This is a genomic window from Flavobacterium sp. TAB 87 (assembly GCF_001529295.1).
Classification (GTDB): domain Bacteria; phylum Bacteroidota; class Bacteroidia; order Flavobacteriales; family Flavobacteriaceae; genus Flavobacterium.
The window spans coordinates 177648-194228 of the sequence record NZ_LLWK01000038.1; the positions used below are offsets into that span (position 1 = coordinate 177648).

At 35.6% G+C, this 16581-nt stretch carries 15 protein-coding genes; 10 read left to right on the plus strand and 5 right to left on the minus strand.

The window, feature by feature from the left end:
• Positions 1-136: 136 nt before the first annotated feature.
• A complete protein-coding gene (locus AP058_RS12935; RefSeq protein ID WP_066311630.1) occupies positions 137-880 on the plus strand; it encodes a DUF3298 and DUF4163 domain-containing protein in 744 nt (247 codons plus the stop codon).
• A gap of 3 nt (positions 881-883) precedes the next feature.
• Here the strand turns inward: AP058_RS12935 and AP058_RS12940 are convergent, their stop codons facing one another.
• The 3 genes from AP058_RS12940 to AP058_RS12950 are packed head-to-tail and all read right to left on the minus strand — an operon-like array spanning position 884 to position 3678.
• Positions 884-2023: an ATP-binding protein gene (locus AP058_RS12940; RefSeq protein WP_066311633.1), complete on the minus strand. Its 1140-nt coding sequence runs from the start codon at positions 2021-2023 to the stop codon at positions 884-886.
• 3 nt (positions 2024-2026) lie between these two features.
• A complete protein-coding gene (locus tag AP058_RS12945) occupies positions 2027-2782 on the minus strand; it encodes an SDR family NAD(P)-dependent oxidoreductase (RefSeq protein ID WP_066311645.1) in 756 nt (251 codons plus the stop codon).
• 23 nt (positions 2783-2805) lie between these two features.
• Positions 2806-3678 carry an aldo/keto reductase family oxidoreductase gene (locus AP058_RS12950; protein ID WP_066311648.1) on the minus strand — a complete coding sequence of 291 codons (873 nt, stop codon included), beginning with the start codon at positions 3676-3678 and terminating at the stop codon, positions 2806-2808.
• 213 nt (positions 3679-3891) lie between these two features.
• On the opposite strand from AP058_RS12950, the gene AP058_RS12955 reads away from it, so the two are divergent.
• From AP058_RS12955 to AP058_RS12990, 8 genes are all read left to right on the plus strand, one after another.
• On the plus strand, positions 3892-4896 hold the full coding sequence (locus AP058_RS12955; protein WP_066311651.1) for a MoxR family ATPase: 1005 nt from the start codon (positions 3892-3894) through the stop codon (positions 4894-4896).
• A gap of 81 nt (positions 4897-4977) precedes the next feature.
• Positions 4978-5841, plus strand: a complete 864-nt coding sequence (locus AP058_RS12960) for a DUF58 domain-containing protein (protein WP_066311653.1) — start codon at positions 4978-4980, stop codon at positions 5839-5841.
• A gap of 56 nt (positions 5842-5897) precedes the next feature.
• Entirely contained in the window at positions 5898-7529 is a 1632-nt protein-coding gene (locus AP058_RS12965) for a hypothetical protein (RefSeq protein WP_066311655.1), read from the plus strand.
• A complete protein-coding gene (locus tag AP058_RS12970) occupies positions 7529-8530 on the plus strand; it encodes a VWA domain-containing protein (protein WP_066311666.1) in 1002 nt (333 codons plus the stop codon). The genes AP058_RS12965 and AP058_RS12970 overlap by 1 nt, the downstream gene beginning before the upstream one ends.
• A gap of 102 nt (positions 8531-8632) precedes the next feature.
• The gene (locus AP058_RS12975; RefSeq protein ID WP_066313416.1) at positions 8633-9667 is read left to right on the plus strand and encodes a VWA domain-containing protein; all 1035 of its coding nucleotides are present in this window, start codon (positions 8633-8635) and stop codon (positions 9665-9667) included.
• Positions 9668-9702: 35 nt separating this feature from the next.
• Complete coding sequence (locus AP058_RS12980) at positions 9703-10464, plus strand: tetratricopeptide repeat protein (protein ID WP_066311677.1); 762 nt, start codon at positions 9703-9705, stop codon at positions 10462-10464.
• Positions 10465-10521: 57 nt separating this feature from the next.
• Entirely contained in the window at positions 10522-12282 is a 1761-nt protein-coding gene (locus AP058_RS12985; protein ID WP_066311679.1) for a BatD family protein, read from the plus strand.
• A 36-nt stretch (positions 12283-12318) separates the two neighbouring features.
• Positions 12319-13071, plus strand: a complete 753-nt coding sequence (locus AP058_RS12990) for a tetratricopeptide repeat protein (protein ID WP_066311681.1) — start codon at positions 12319-12321, stop codon at positions 13069-13071.
• Positions 13072-13103: 32 nt separating this feature from the next.
• Here AP058_RS12990 and AP058_RS12995 read toward each other — a convergent pair whose 3' ends face one another.
• Together AP058_RS12995 and AP058_RS13000 are read right to left on the minus strand one after the other, a co-directional pair.
• Complete coding sequence (locus AP058_RS12995; protein WP_066311683.1) at positions 13104-13682, minus strand: 5-formyltetrahydrofolate cyclo-ligase; 579 nt, start codon at positions 13680-13682, stop codon at positions 13104-13106.
• Positions 13669-14649, minus strand: coding sequence for a succinylglutamate desuccinylase/aspartoacylase family protein (locus AP058_RS13000; RefSeq protein WP_082706659.1), 981 nt, complete (start codon positions 14647-14649; stop codon positions 13669-13671). Before AP058_RS13000 ends, AP058_RS12995 begins: the two co-directional genes overlap by 14 nt.
• A 133-nt stretch (positions 14650-14782) precedes the next feature.
• Here AP058_RS13000 and uvrC point away from each other — a divergent pair, with 133 nt between their 5' ends.
• The gene (gene uvrC, locus AP058_RS13005; RefSeq protein WP_066311685.1) at positions 14783-16579 is read left to right on the plus strand and encodes an excinuclease ABC subunit UvrC; all 1797 of its coding nucleotides are present in this window, start codon (positions 14783-14785) and stop codon (positions 16577-16579) included.
• The last annotated feature ends 2 nt before the right edge of the window (positions 16580-16581 follow it).

A 16581-nucleotide genomic window follows, 5' to 3' on the forward strand; every position in this document is an offset into this window, starting at 1 on the left:
TGCAGCCTCAACTCCTTACCTTTGTATATAATTAACACTTTTTTAGAAAACTTAGCAGCTGTCGTATGTTTATCATAAATAGCGCAAATCAATAAAAAGTAGTACCTTATCTTTTCTAATTAATAAATTAAACTCTATGAAAAAATATTTCTATTTCGTCTCCGTCCTTTTACTGTTTACAAGCTGCACTAAAGAGCTGACTTTCGAAACTCAAAGTTTTAATGAAAAGTCATCGGTGCCCTGCAAAAAGGATTGTCCCGAAATAAAAATTATGGTTCCTATTGCCCAAAATATTGAAGTAGTTGCCGATAGCATTAACAATAAAGTACTTAATACCATCAGAGAAATCGTTTATTTTGGAGAAAAACCATATGATGTATCTGATTACGATGGATTAGCCAAAGCATTTATGGGTTCTTATGAAGACATGAAAAAAACGTATCCCGAAGAAACTCTAGGCTGGATGGCAGACATTAAAGGCGATATCGAACACCAGTCAGAACAAATTTTAAATATAAAAATAGAACACACAACTTATACTGGTGGGGCACACGGTTATCATGGTTTTAGATCTTTATTGTTTGATCCAGAAACTGGAAAAACAATAGAAAATGACGCTTTATTTACCGACAAAGCGGCATTTACAGCTTTCGCTGAAAAGGAATTTCGCAAGAAATATCAAATTCCAGAAAATAGTGAGATCAATGCTTCTGGGTTAATGTTTGAAAGAGACAAATTTCAGTTGGCGCTCAATATATTTTTTACTAAACAAGGATTGCTTTTATATTACAACTCCTACGAAGTTGCTTCTTATGCAGATGGCCCAAAAGAAATTGTTTTCCCGTATGAAACTGTCAAAAAATATTTAAAATACCAATAATTTCTATTGTACATCATATTTCATTTTTCGTAAAATTCGCAACGCTTCTTTAAACGATAAATAAACTTGGGTAAATGGTTTCAATACTGCTTTTGCATCGATTAATTTTTGCCGCGCATCTTCGAAGCCATTTAAATAACAAATCATAAAGGTAGATGGTAAGTTGTCTAAATCGACTAATTCTCGTTTAGACAACAACATTCCCTTCTCTAGTTTCTGCAACAACGCTAAATTTGAATTATAGATATGATGCAACATTTTGCGGTTGAATTCTGGCGGTTGAAACAACATTTTTCGATCAATTTTATAATAGCCATTCTCAAAGAAACGAATAGTTTGTTCTTCCAACGGATAATAGCTCGTTTTATCATTTAATCCCAGCGGGACATACTCGATAATAGTAAAACTATCGTCATCAAAAGTAATGGTGACAACATCTTGAGCGGAGTAAAAAAGTTTAATTTGCTCGTTGATCAGTTCTATATCAACCCGTGATAAAAATGTTTTGTCTCTAGATTTACGAGCTACGCCTGCCCAGCAAATCACAAATAACTCTTTAAAAACTTTGTATTTTGGTGACATGTCTTTATGTCTAAAATTCATAAAATCAATCACGCCATCTAGTGTATGCTGAATACTATTTCGTGAATTATTTTCAATTCCGATAACCGTTTCTGTGTTTTGGTAGTTTTTTCTAACTTTCCCTTCAACTGGCGTTGAGTTACTCCCACGGCGTACAAAAATACTGTTGGCAGGAATAGTATGAATTCCTTTTTTAAAATGAGAGGTTTGACTTTTTGGTTTAATAGTTACTAAACCAATTACCTTATCTTTTGGCAAGTTAGGAAAAGGTACATTTTCATACTGAATTTTTGGAGGGTTTTCTAAATAGGCATTCACCAAATTTTGAATACGACTGTCGTCGAAAAAGTCATCACCCACGATTTCGTTGTCCTGGTCTTCAACGCCAACAACGATATACGAGTTGTTGGCGGGATTAGAATTGGATAGCGCACAAATGTGTTTTAAGAACTTTGCTTTTCCCTCTCGAGAATGCAAATTCAACTGGCGCTTTTTATCATAAAAACTACTCTCGTCGTTGTGAGCCAGTAAGTTTTTAATTAAAAGACGCTTGTTTATCATGAACTACAGTGTTTTATGAACAATTGTTGGCGAAGCTTGAGCAGTTGGCGTAATTACCAGATCGGCGATATTTACGTGATAGGGTCTCGTGATTACAAAATGAATAACATCGGCAATGTCTTGAGCCACTAAAGGATCAAATCCTTTGTAAACATTGGCGGCTTTTTCAGTATCTCCTTTAAAGCGAACTTCACTAAATTCGGTTGCCACCATTCCAGGATGGATGGCGCCGACTCGAATTCCGTGTGCATTCAAATCAATTTGCATTCCTTTCGTAATTGCATCAACCGCATGTTTGGTTCCGCAATAAACATTTCCATTTAAATATACTTCTTTGGCAGCCGTCGATCCTATATTAATAATATGTCCCGATTTTTGAGCAATCATTTTCGGAATAATTGCTTTAGAAACATACAATAGTCCTTTTACATTAATGTCAATCATTGCATCCCAATCGTCTAAATCTCCATTTTGTATTGGATCTAAACCATGGGCATTTCCTGCATTATTAATTAATATTTCAATTGTAGAAAAAGATTCCGGCAAGGATTCAATTGCATCAAAAACAGCTTTTTTATCGCGTACATCAAACTGCAAAGTGTGCACATTTGTGTGGGTCGAAAGTTCTTTTTGCAACAAATATAATCGCTCTTCTCGCCTTCCACAAAGAACAATATTAAAATTATTTTGCGCCAATAACTGCGCTGTTGCTTTACCAATTCCGCTTGTTGCTCCGGTAATTAAAACTGTTTTTTTCATTCGTAGTATTCTAATTTAATATCTTAAGCTACTTCAGAACCTCTGCTTTCTGTCCAAATGGCGAACCAATCCTCACGATCTAATTTCAAATCGACGGCCTTCATCAAATTTTGAATTCGAGCCACATTTACTGTTCCAGCAATAGGAATTATTTTTGCAGGATGTTGTAAAATCCAACTCAACAAAATAGTATCTGCACCCACTCTATATTTTTCGACCATGGACGCCAATAAAACCTTCAATCTTCTGGTTTTCTTTTTATCTTCTCTAAACACTATTCCCAGTGGATTTCCTGACAAAGGACGAATATTATTCAATTGCATATAATCCAGACGGCCGTCGATCATAGGCTCAAAATTGGTAGCCGAAAATTGTATTTGATTGTAACTAACGTCTAATCTCTGGCGAATTAAATCAGTCTGTAAATTGCTGAAATTTGACAATCCAAGTTCGACTATTTTTCCTTCCGATTTCAGTTTCTGAATGGCTTCGGCAATTTCATCCACCTGCATTAACGGACTTGGTCTGTGCAATAAAAGCACGTCTAAGTAATCTGTTTGTAAATTCTGTAATGATTGCTCTACCGAATTAATAATATGTTGTTTGGAGTAGTCGTAATACCTAATTTTTGCTGGTCGATTGTGCGCCGGAATTTGAACGCCACATTTTGAAATTAATTGAATTTTTTCACGCTCAATATTGGTTGCCGCTAACCCCTTTCCGAACTCTGCTTCGGTGGTATATGAGCCGTAAACATCGGCATGGTCAAAAGTGGTTATTTTATTTTCAAAACAAACCTGAATTACGTTTGACATTTCCTTCGAAGTCAGATTTTTATCCCAGCTTCCCCAATTCATAGTGCCCGCAATTATAGGCGATAGTGTTGTTTTATTCATGATTTTTAACAATTTTCTGTAAAGGTATTTTAATGCTTTTGAAGTCTATTTAATAAAGTTCTTAAAAATAAGAAAATAGAATCACAATTCGCCCTTAAAATTAGGTCATTCGTCGAAGTTTTAACCATTCTTTAACATCTTACTTCTTAAAAAATATTCAATTTGCACTCTCAAAAAGACGGCTTAAAATTTAAGGGTTTTAAAATAATTTATATGGAAGAGAATACCGCGACTTTAGACATTAGAGCAATTAATGAAAAGATTGAAAGAGAGAGTGCTTTTATAGACCTTCTTACCATGGAAATGAACAAAGTTATTGTAGGCCAAAAACACATGGTCGAGCGTTTGTTAATTGGTCTTTTAGGTCAAGGACACATCTTGTTAGAAGGAGTTCCTGGCTTAGCAAAAACGTTAGCCATTAATACTTTGGCGCAAGCGGTTCACGGTTCATTTAGCCGTATTCAATTTACACCCGATTTATTACCAGCCGACGTTGTTGGTACGATGATTTACAACATCAAGGATAATGAATTCTCTATAAAAAAAGGACCAATTTTTGCTAATTTTGTTCTTGCCGATGAGATTAACCGTGCGCCAGCCAAAGTGCAATCGGCATTGTTAGAAGCGATGCAAGAAAAGCAAGTTACTATTGGCGACACGACTTTTAAATTAGATCGCCCGTTCTTAGTTTTAGCTACTCAAAACCCAGTAGAGCAAGAAGGAACTTATCAATTGCCAGAAGCGCAAGTCGATCGTTTTATGCTAAAAACCGTAATTGATTATCCAAAATTAGAAGACGAGCGCTTTATTATTCGTCAAAACCTAAAAGGAAGCTACGAGAAAGTAAATCAAGTGGTTTCTGTGGAGCAAATTTTACGCGCGCAAGAAGCGGTTCGTGAAGTTTACATGGATGAAAAAATAGAGAAATACATCTTGGATATTGTCTTTGCAACGCGTTATCCAGAGAAATATAAATTAGCAGACTTAAAACCGTTAATTAGTTTTGGAGCTTCACCCCGTGGAAGTATTAACTTGGCCAATGCAGCCAAATGTTATGCATTCATCAAGCGTCGTGGTTATGTAATTCCAGAAGATGTTCGTGCCGTTGTACATGATGTATTGCGCCACAGAATTGGAATCACTTACGAAGCAGAAGCAGAAAATGTAACTTCAGTTGACATTATTAATAAAATTGTAAACGAAATTGAAGTTCCATAAATAGTAATTAGTACCAGTGATTAGTTATGAGCCTTACGCTTTTTGCTATTCACTAACCGCTATTCACTAATCACTAAAAAAATGGAAACAAAAGACTTACTCAAAAAAGTTCGTAAAATAGAAATTAAAACCCGAAGGTTGAGCGATCATATCTTTTCGGGAGAATACCATACTTCGTTTAAGGGTCGCGGAATGACTTTTAGCGAAGTGCGTCAGTATCAATTTGGCGATGATATTCGTTCTATCGACTGGAACGTAACTGCACGTTACAACGAGCCGTATGTAAAGGTTTTTGAAGAAGAACGCGAGTTAACCATGATGTTAATGGTTGATATCTCGGGTTCTGAAAGCTTTGGTTCTAAAAATCAATTTAAGAAAGACATTGTAACCGAAATTGCTGCCACTATGGCTTTTTCGGCGACAACTAATAATGATAAGATTGGTTTGATTTTATTTTCGGATGAAATTGAATTGTATATTCCGCCCAAAAAGGGACGTTCACATGTACTTCGTATCATTCGCGAACTAATCGAATTCAGTCCTAAAAGTCAAAAAACAGACATCGCGCAAGCGTTGCGTTTCTTATCTGGAACACAGAAAAAGAAAGCTATTGTTTTTGTCATTTCCGATTTTATGTCAAGTGATTACGAGCAGACGTTAAAAATAGCGGCTAAAAAGCACGATATTACTGGAATCAGAGTGTATGACATTCGCGAAGAAAAAATTCCGAATATCGGAATGGTAGATATGGTCGATGCCGAAACAGGACAAACAAAGACTATTAATACGGGTTCTAAATCAGTTCGTATCAACTACGAAAAAAACTATGTGAATAGTGTCAGTTATTTCAAAGAAACTTTTAGTAAATCGGGTGCTGGTGTAGTACATACAAGAGTAGACGAAAGTTATGTGACCAAATTGCTAGGCTATTTTAAATCGAGATAAAATTTGAGTGTTTTGATTGACCAATCAACAAGCGTTAATCAACAAGCGTTAATCCTATGAAATTAAAACTTTACATATTTTTATTCTTAATGAATCTTGCTGCATTTGCCCAACAAAAGCAAATTACAACAAGCATTGATACTACCAAAAACAAAATTGGAGCTGAGTTCAAACTAAGTGTTACAGCCGTTGTTAGTTCGTCTTCAAAAGTGGTGTTTCCAAAATTAAAAAATATCGGCGCTTTGGAAGTTATCGAATCGTACCCGATTGATACCATTAAGAAAAACGATCAATACCAATTAATTAAAAAATATGGTCTAACTCAATTTGATTCAGGAAAATACAGCATTCCAAGTATCAAAATTCTAATTGATAAAAAGCCATTTCTTACCGATTCCATTACTGTTGAAGTAGCTGCTGTAAAGGTCGATACCTTACAACAAAAAATGTACGACATTAAAGATATTACTCCTGTAAAAGATAAATTAGGCGATTGGTGGAAATATATTTTAGGATTAGTTCTTATTGCTCTAATTGCTGCAGCTATATATTGGTTGATTAGAAGAAAACAAAAGAAAGCGATCGAAGAGGAAGTTTATAAAACTCCGATCGAAAAAGCGACTAGTTTATTAAACAATTTAGAGAAAAAAGAGCTTTGGCAAAAAGGTGAGATTAAAGAATACTATAGTGAACTTACCGATATTGCTCGTAATTATATTGAAGAAGCCATTGACGTTCCTGCCATGGAAAGCACTACTTCAGAACTGATTGTTGCACTACAAGCAGCTTCTATAAAAAAGAAAATGACCATTACGCCCGAAACAGTAAGTAATTTAGAGCGTGTGTTGCGTCAAGCCGATTTGGTAAAATTTGCCAAATCAAAACCATTGGATTTTGAAATTACCGAAGACCGCAATAAAATTCAGAAAGCAATTTTAACCTTAGATAATGCGATTCCGCAAGATGTCGTTGATGAAGAAGAAAATGTACTGAATGAAGCACAGCGTCAAAAGCAAATTAAAGCACAATTACAGAAAAAGAGAAAGCAACGCATTCTTATTACTATTGTAAGTGTAGTGTCTTTAATTGTACTTGTCACTGGATTTTTTATCATCACCAAAGGTTTCACTTATGTAAAAGACAATATCCTTGGCCATCCTTCTAAAGAATTATTGGAAGGCGAATGGGTAAAAAGCGGTTATGGAAATCCTATTGTTTACATACAAACACCTAAAGTTTTAAAACGAGTAGACATTAGTAAAACAGTACCAAAAGAAGGATTAGCTTTAATCAAAGAAATGCAAAACTTTGGTTATGGAAGTATGTTTGATAACTTTTATTTGATGGTTTCGACAGCCAAGTACAAGCAAGAAACACAAATTGACCTCGCCAAAGCGCTGGAAGTGACTCTTAAGTATACCGAAGCACAAGGAGCAAAAAATATGATCATTAAACAAGAAGACTTTGATACTAAAGAAGGTATCCGCGGAATTAAAGGCTACGGTACTTTTACGTTCTTAAACGGAGCAACAAAATCAAGTACCAAAATGTATTATGAAATTTTAATGTTCAGCCAGGAAGGCGGCTTGCAACAAATTGCTATCTACCACGAAGAAGGTGATACCTACGCAAACGAAATTTCGCAACGTATTTTAGAGTCGGTTGAACTTCAAAAAGCTAAAAATTAATGGAAAAGATAACTTTTTTAAATCCAGAGTTTTTTTGGTTGTTTCTACTAGTTCCTGTTGCAATTGCATGGTTGTTTTGGAAAAAAAATCAACAATCACCGACCTTAAAAATGAGTTCGTTAAAAGGTTTTTCGGGCGCAGAATCATTAGCTGCAAAACTAAAACCCTTCTTAAGTGTTTTTAGAATTTTAGCACTCTGTTCTTTGATCATTGCATTGGCACGACCAAGAACAGTGGATGTAAGTAACCAAACTAAAACGACTAAAGGAATTGATATTGTTATGGCAGTTGACATCTCCGGAAGTATGCTAGCAAAAGATTTAAAACCGAACCGTATTGAAGCGTTAAAAAGAGTTGCTGCAGACTTCGTGACTGAACGACCGAATGACAGAATTGGTTTGGTTTTATACGCCGCCGAAGCTTACACTAAAACTCCCGTAACTAGCGATAAAGCAGTTGTATTAGAAGCTATTAAATCCATCAAATACGATACGCTTTTACAAGATGGAACAGCAATTGGAATGGGATTGGCTACCGCAGTTAACCGATTGAAAGACAGCAAAGCAAAAAGCAAGATTATTATTTTGCTAACAGATGGAGTAAATAACGCGGGTTTTATTGAGCCTGAAACAGCCTCTGATATTGCCAAACAATATGATATAAAAGTATACACAATCGGAATTGGAACTAACGGTATGGCAGAATCTCCATATGCGCTTTCTCCTACAGGTCAATTGCTATTTAGAAATGCTAAAGTTGAAATTGACGAACCCTTGATGAAAAGCATTGCTCGAAAAACCGATGGTAGATATTTTAGAGCAACGAGTAACAGCAAATTGGCTGAGATCTATGACGAAATTAATAAATTAGAAACGACAGAAATCGAGGAATTAAAGTTTTACGATTACGACGAAAAGTATAGACCATTTGTTTTGTTAGCAGGAATTTTGCTGCTCTTAGAAATTGGTTTACGAAATACCGTTTATAGAAGTTTTATTTAAATCTAAATTCATCAACGCAATGTAGTTGATAAGAGATTGGAATTTACAATTTTATTTTTGGACTTGAGTGTCGACGTAAAGACGACGCAATTTAAAAACACTATGGAATTAGACGAAAAAAAATATTTATATCTATTGCTAATCATCCCGATTGTGGTGTTGATTTACTTTTACAATTTATATTGGAAAAGAAAAAAACAACGTGAATTTGGTGATTTAGAATTGGTAAAGCAACTGGCTCCAAATCGCTCTAGTTTTAAACCAGTTTTTAAATTGACACTAATGCTATTGGCTTTCACGGCTTTGATTGTCGGACTTATTAATCCGAAGATTGGAACTAAAATGGAAACTGTAAAACGCGAAGGAATAGATATTGTTTTTGCAATGGACGTTTCTAAAAGTATGCTTGCCGAAGATGTTGCACCAAACCGATTAGAAAAAAGCAAACAAATCATTTCGCAAATCATCAATCAATTGGGCAGTGATCGAATCGGAATTGTGGCTTACGCCGGAAGTGCTTTTCCACTGTTACCAATTACAAGTGATTATAGTGTTGCCAAAATGTTTTTACAAACGATGAGTCCAGACATTGTTTCATCTCAAGGAACTTCTTTGGATGAGGCGATTAAATTGTCTACCAATTATTTTGACGAAAAAAGTAAAACGAGTAAGTTATTGATATTGATTTCTGATGGAGAAGATCACTCAGATGGTGCAGAAGTTGCAGCGGAAGAAGCCAAAAAAATCGGAATGAAAATTATAACCATTGGTATTGGAACTGAAAAAGGAGCAACAATTCCACTGAAAGTAAACGGTGTCGTACAAAGTTTTCAAAGAGACAATAATAATGAAATCGTTATTACTAAAATGAGTGAAGATGGCTTAAAAGCGATTGCAAAAGCTACGAATGGCGGTTATGTAAATGGAAACAACACGAAAGTAGTCATTGATTACATAAAAAGTGCTTTAGATAATATTCAGAAAACAGAATTTGAATCGACACAAATGGCCGAGTTTCAATCGCAGTTTCAATGGTTCCTCGGATTTGCTTTCTTTTTACTATTATTAGATGTTTTTTTATTAGAAAGAAAAACTAAATGGGTTTCTTCTTTAAACTTATTCAACGAAAAAAAATAAACTTATAGATCTAATTTATAAGCAAAAAATATATAATGAGACATTTTATACTGACATTTCTACTTTGTGTTTCTGCCTTTCTTTCGGCTCAAGAAAAAGATAAAGCTTTGCCTACTGCCAACGAAGAATATGCGCAAAAAAACTACGTTGATGCCGAAGCCAACTACCGTATCTCACAATCAAGATTTCCAAATCGCAGCGTTGCAGCTTACAATATGGGGAATACGATTTACAAACAAAAGCAGGCTGGCGAAGCGAAGTTTGCGTATGCAAATGCTATAAAAAATGCGAAAACAAAGCCGCAAAAACATAAAGCTTTCCACAATTTAGGGAATGCCTTTATGTTAGAGAAAGATTATACACAAGCAGTGGAAGCCTATAAAAATGCGCTGCGCAACAATCCTACTGATGATGAAACGCGGTATAATTATGCTTTGGCTAAAAAACTGCTAAAAGAAAATCCACCGAAAAAAGATCAAAACAAGGATAAAGATAAAGATAAAGACAAAGACAAAAAAGACGATCAAAAAGACAAGGATAAAAAAGATCAAGATAAAAAAGACGGAAAAGACGACAAGGATAAGGATAAAAAGGATAAAGATGATCCAAATAAAGAACCTAAAAAAGACGATCCTTCCGATAAAGACAAAGAGCCAAAACCACAACCTGGCGGGATTTCTAAGCAAAGAGTCGAAAATTTATTAGACGCTGTGAACAATGAAGAAAAGAAAATTCAGGATAAAATAAATGCACAAAAAGCAAAAGCAACTCCTAGAAAAGCAGAGAAGGATTGGTAACAATTTATTCTGAAAAATTAAAAAAATAAAGCAAAGTTTCGATTGAGAAAAATCTAAATGAAAAAATATATTTTTATACTATTACTAAGTTTTCAAAGTCTATTGGCTCAAGTTCAATTTGAAGCCAGAGTCAGCAAAACTACGCTTGGATTAAACGAAAGATTGCGCATCGACTTTGCGATGAACGTGGATGGCGATAACTTTATGCAGCCTTCATTTGATGGCTTTAGAGTAATTGCTGGCCCAAGTCAACAAGTAAGCCAATCGTGGATCAATGGTAAAAGTTCATTCGAAAAAATATACTCTTATTTCCTAGTTCCCAATCAAAAAGGGAGCTTAGTGATTAAACAAGCAGCAATTGAATACAACGGGCAGATTTACAAAACTTCGCCCATAAAGATCAATGTAACCGATGCCGTTGCCCAAGAAAGAGACCCGAATGATCCTCAACAACCTTCAGCCGACAATAATTTATACTTAGTTGCCGAAATTTCCAAAACGAATCCGTACGTAAACGAGCCAATTACAGTAGTTTATAAGCTGTATTTTAGCTACAACATCGGGATTACCAATTGGAGAGAATTGGATAAGCCAAAATACAATGATTTTTGGAGCCAGAACATCGACATCAAACAACTCGTTGCAGAAGAAGGCACGTATAAAGGCGAAAAGTACCGTTATGTAGTACTCAGAAAAACAGTGCTATATCCGCAAAAATCAGGAAAACTAGAAATTGAACCTCTGGCTTTGGACATTGATGTGCAATTACCAACCAACAGACGCAGTATGTTTGGACAAGTTGTTGTAACAGATGGACACAAACGCGTATCTGCAGGATCAAAAACAATTCGTGTTAAAGCATTGCCAGAAGCCAATAAACCAGAAGATTTTAGTGGTGCTGTTGGTAAATTTGATTTTAAAGTAGTGCCTTCTAAAACCTCTTTAAAAAATGGCGAAAGTTTAGATTTACTAGTTTCTGTGTCTGGAACTGGAAACATGAAATTGTTTACCTTACCCAAACCCGTAGTTCCAAATGCGCTCGAAATGTACGACCCAGTACACGACGAAAAAGTAAACACCACTTTGGCTGGAATGAATGGAAAAATTTCAGACAGTTATACTATCGTACCGCAATACAAAGGGAATTATGCCATAAAACCATTGTCATTTTCGTATTTTGACATCGGTTCGAATAGTTATAAAACCATTACTGCGCCAGAAATAATGGTCAATGTGTTGGATGGACCAATGCCGGCAGCTGCGAACGCTGCTTCAACTGCGAACTTAGACAAAAATCAAATTGCTGCGGCAGAACAATTCAAATACATTGCTTTAAAAACAGATTTAAAACCAATCAATCAGAAAGATTTTTATGGCTCCAAATTTTTCTATGCCTTATTACTCTTGCCCTTTCTACTGTTACCAATTATCATTGTAGCGAAGAAAAAGAAAGAAGCTATTGATGGTGATGTTACTGGAAACCGAATTAAAAGAAACAATAAATTGGCCAAAAAATATCTATCTGAAGCCAAGAAACAACTAAATAACAAAGAAGCTTTTTACATTGCTTTAGAGAAAGCCATGCATAATTTCTTAAAGGCAAAATTGCACATCGAGACTTCTGAAATGAGTAAAGACAACATTCAAGAACTGTTATTGTCGCAGAATGCAAAGCCAGAATCGGTACAGAATTTCATTAATTTGACTGAAAATTGCGAGTTTGCGAGATACGCTCCGGCTTCTAGCGCAACCATTCAAGATGATTTTGATAAAGCAGTTGTGATTATTTCCGAATTAGAAAAGCAATTAAAAGCGTAAACAAAACGTTGCTCGTTACCAAATAAATAGCATCAAATGAAAAATATACTGTTTCTCTTTTTATTCATTACGCAAGTTCTTTTTGCACAATCGAGTTTCGAAAAAGCGAACGATTTATACACCAATTTAAAATATCAAGAAGCGGCCTCTGCTTATGAAGATATTTTAAAGACGGAAAAATTACAATCGGCAGACTTGTATTTCAATTTAGGAAACTGTTATTACAAGCTGAATCAAGTTGCGCCGTCGATCTACAATTATGAGAAAGCACTCTTTTTAAGACCAAATGATGCCGCTGCACTAAACAACTTAAAATTTGCAAAAAAACTAACTATTGACGAGATTAAAGACGTTCCTAAAGTTGGTTTTGCCAAATTGGTTCAGAATTTCACTGGAATTTTTACTTACAATACCTGGGCATGGATCTGCGTTGCGCTTTCATTCTGCTTTTTATTCTGCTTTATTGGCTACTATCTTTCTCAATTAACACTTGCAAAACGACTCTATTTTACGGGAATGTTTTTGCTGATCTTCGTATTACTTTTAAGTTTTTCGGCTGCAATTTCAGAAAAACACTTTTTTAATAACAATCGACCAGCTATTGTTTTTGCCGAAATTACCGAAATACACAGTGAACCTCAAAAAGGAGCTTCAGTTATTGTCGTTTTACACGAAGGTGCAAAATTGTATGTGAAAGAAACTTTAAATTCTTGGAAAAAAATTGAATTGACCGACGGTACAGAAGGTTGGATTGAAGCCAGTGCAATTATAGAAGTGAAGCGAGAATAGGTACTAATGACTATTTATTAATAGTTGAGTAACTAATTCCCTTCAAATCGGTACACTTTTTCTGGAGTTACGCAATAATCCAAACGAACATCGGTCTCAAAAACATCTTCAATTTGATCTTCGGCTTCAAAAAATGAAAGTCCAATTTTGAGTGTTTCAGGCTTGCACTCAGATAGAAATTTATCGTAAAAACCTTTTCCGTAACCAACTCTATTCCCTTTTATATCAAAAGCCAAAAGCGGTACAAAAACCACTTCAATTTTAGAATTGGGCACTTCTATTCCATCAACTGGTTCTGGAATATCGTATTGGTTTGTTTTTATTGTAGTGTTATCTGTGAGTAGAAAATGCGTCATTGTTCTCGAGTCGAACTCACTTTTAGAAATAACGACTTCCTTGTCTTTTCCTGCTAAAACATGCAAGATTAATTCGGTATCGACTTCATGGTGTTTTACAATGGGCAGAAAAATATGGTAATAGGTGCGGCTCCATATATCCATTTGGATTAATTGGTTAGAAATTGCCATACTTTTCTCTTCCAAGTCGTGTTCGGACATTAAAGATCGTAGTGCTTTATACTTAATTCGAAGTTCTTTTTTAGTCCAGCTCATCTTCTAATCCAGCTTTTGAAATGTGATAAATAGCATCACCTTGATAAACAATTGGTGAATGATTGGCATTAATAACGTAACCTTCATGCGGCGCTTTTACCTTCCGTTCAAATTTCCCGAAGGGATCAGTAATTGTTGCTAAAATAGTTCCTTTGGTTACAAAATGTCCAACCATATTAAAATCATGCAGCAAACCTGAACATTTAGCGCGCATCCAAACCGAATTTTTAATATAAATTGTGGGATGTAGTGCAGTTTCATCCAGTTGCTTTTCATCCAACATATTAAGGTATTTCAACAATCGTTTCACACCTCTAACCCCTTCATTGGCAATATCTTGATTGATATCTAACGATTTTCCGCCTTCAAAAAGCAGCATTTTGACATTAGATTTAGAACAAGCATTGCGAAATGAGCCTGCTATGTTTTTAGAAAACAAAGTAAAAGGCGCATTAAAGATATCCGCTAAAACTTTCAATTCAGCATCATCATCGGTCAATCGAATTTGAGCCGCATTAAAACGACTCGCTCCACCAGCATGAAAATCTACTGCGTAGTCAAGCAAGGGCAAAACATCCTCTACTAAATGAAAGGCAAACCGACTGGCCAACGAACCTCTTCGACTTCCAGGAAAAACACGGTTCAAATCACGTCCATCGGGAAATTCCCGATTTCTATTTATAAAGCCATATACATTAATGACCGGAATACAAATAATTGTACCGCGTGCGGGTTTATTAATTTTTTTATAGATCAATTGTCGAACTATTTCCACGCCATTAATTTCGTCACCATGTATTCCAGCCGAAAAAAGCACGGTCGGGCCCGCAATTTTTGAACGTCGAATAATAACCGGAATATTGAGTTTGGTAGTCGTGTGCAAACGAGCTATTTCAACATTTATCGTTCTACTTTCTCCTGGCAAAACGGTTTCGCCAAAAATAATCATAGGTTTCAATTCTCTCATAACTAAAATAAAGCCTAAATATAGAAATTATTATTTGTAATTTGTAAATTTGATTCGAATTCCAGATTAAGAAAATAATTGAAGCAAAACCTTCTTAGTCGCACAAAATACTCGCTTTTCAGTACAAAATACCATGCAAAATCCATCTCTTGAACTTCAAATACAAACCTTACCCGACAATCCTGGCGTATACCAATATTACGACAAAGACGGAAAAATACTGTATGTTGGAAAAGCCAAGAACCTAAAAAAAAGAGTCTCTTCTTATTTCAATAAAGTACACGATACAGCCAAAACAAATGTATTGGTTCGTAAAATAGTAACGATAAAACACATTGTCGTTCCTACAGAAACGGACGCTTTACTACTCGAAAACAACTTAATTAAAACCTTGCAACCACGGTACAACGTGTTGCTTCGTGATGATAAAAGCTACCCTTGGATTTGCATTAAAAACGAACCGTTCTCGCGCATATTTTCTACCCGAAGAATGGTCAAAGATGGCTCTGAATATTTTGGGCCATATACCAGTTTCAAAACCGTACATACCATTTTAGATTTAATAAAAGAATTGTACCCGCTGCGAACGTGCAACTATGATTTGAGCAAATCAAATATAGAAAGCGGAAAATTTAAAGTCTGTTTAGAATACCATATTGGCAATTGCAAAGGACCGTGTGAAGGATTTGAAACGTTACAAAACTATCAAAATCACGTCGATAAAATTCGAGAAATTCTAAAAGGAAATTTCAAAGAAAGTTTGAAAGATTTCAAAAAATTAATGGTGACTTTAGCGCAAGATTTGCGTTTTGAAGAAGCACAAAAGATTAAAGAAAAAATAGAAGTGCTCGAAAATTATCAATCGCGTTCTACTATCGTCAATCCAAAAATTACCAATATCGATGTCTTTTCAATTGTTTCAGACGAAAGCGCAGCCTACGTTAACTTTTTACAAATAGCGCACGGTTCGATTATTCGTTCGCATACTTTAGAAATGAAAAAAAAGCTGGACGAAACCGACGAAGAATTGCTCGAGCTTGCCGTAGTAGAACTTCGGGAGCGCTTTAATTTACTCTCGAGAGAAATCATTGTGCCTTTTGAAATGAATCTAGGCGACAAAATAAAAGTCACCGTTCCGCAATTGGGCGACAAGAAACAGATATTAGATTTGTCCATTCGTAACGCTAAGTTTTACCGAATCGAACAACTCAAGCAACTGCAAATCGTCGATCCAGATCGCCACACCAAACGCATCATGGCACAAATGCAAAAAGATTTACGCTTACCTGTCGAGCCGCGCCATATTGAATGTTTTGACAACTCTAACATACAAGGAACTAATCCTGTGGCGGCTTGTGTGGTCTTTAAAGATGGTAAACCAAGCAAAAAAGACTACCGCCATTTCAACATTAAAACCGTTGTAGGTCCAGACGATTTTGCGTCAATGGAAGAAGTGGTGTACCGCCGCTACAAACGATTGCTGGACGAAAATGAGCCGTTGCCACAGCTAATTATTATTGACGGAGGTAAAGGCCAATTGTCTTCTGCCTTAAAAAGTTTAGACGCACTCGAATTACGTGGTAAAATTGCCATTATTGGTATCGCCAAAAGACTCGAAGAACTCTTTTATCCCGGAGATTCAATCCCGCTGTATTTGGATAAAAAATCAGAAACCTTGAAAATTATTCAGCAATTGCGAAACGAAGCCCACCGCTTCGGAATCACTTTTCATCGCGATAAACGAAGCAAAGCTGCACTCAATTCTTCGATGGAAAGTATACCTGGAATTGGAGAGAAAACTATGGAAACACTCATCCGAAATTTTAAAAGTGTTAAAAGATTGAAACTTGCCACCGAAAAAGAAATATCTGAGGTCATTGGTGTATCTAAAGCCAAAAAAATTGTCGACTTTTACAAAACCAATGCCTAATT